At 34.6% G+C, this 613-nt stretch carries 2 protein-coding genes; both read right to left on the reverse strand.

The genetic code is table 11. From position 1 onward, the window contains the following. Positions 1–267, reverse strand: a 267-nt coding sequence (locus ACFFIS_RS12760; RefSeq protein ID WP_390187885.1) for a helix-turn-helix domain-containing protein, incomplete at its 3' end; no start/stop codon positions are given. Between the two features lie 11 nt (positions 268–278). Further along, the coding region (gene tnpA / locus ACFFIS_RS12765; protein ID WP_390187887.1) for an IS200/IS605 family transposase at positions 279–613 on the reverse strand (335 nt) is incomplete at its 5' end.

A 613-nucleotide genomic window follows, 5' to 3' on the forward strand; every position in this document is an offset into this window, starting at 1 on the left:
CTTATCCAAGTTTAGTTGTGCGTTCGCTAGCGCTAATGAATCTACTTCCTTTAGCCACTCATAATCCTTTTTATATTTGGCAGGAGTAGGGTGCTTCACCTTTTTTAAGGCATCTTTATCGTCTTTTAATAACTCATAAGTCCCTTTTCGTTCAGCTAACATCTTATTGTAGACAAAACGAACACATCCGAAAGTTTTGCGTATAATCAAAGCCTGTTCATTTGTGGGATATAACCTGAACTTGTACGCTTTATTTTGTTTAGCCATATCAAATCACCTCACTTTATCCCTTGACTTTCAATATATTTTTTCACCACCTCAATAGGTGAACCACCAGTCGTCAACAAACAAAAACTTCTTGACCAAAACATTTCCTTCCATAACTTTTTTCGGACTTGAGGGAAATCCTTCTTGATAAGTCTTGAACTGGCACTTTTATAGGCATTGATGAATTTCGATAATTCACTGTTGGGATGTGCTTTGAACAAAATATGAATATGATCAATATCGTGATTCCATTCAACTAATGTGATATTATATTTTTCACTCAACGACACAAATTTATCTTTAGCATAGTCTGAAATAGTATCATCTATTACTTTCCTTCGATACT

This window comes from Paracerasibacillus soli (genome assembly GCF_042432965.1).
Taxonomy (GTDB): Bacteria; Bacillota; Bacilli; order Bacillales; family Amphibacillaceae; genus Paracerasibacillus; species Paracerasibacillus soli.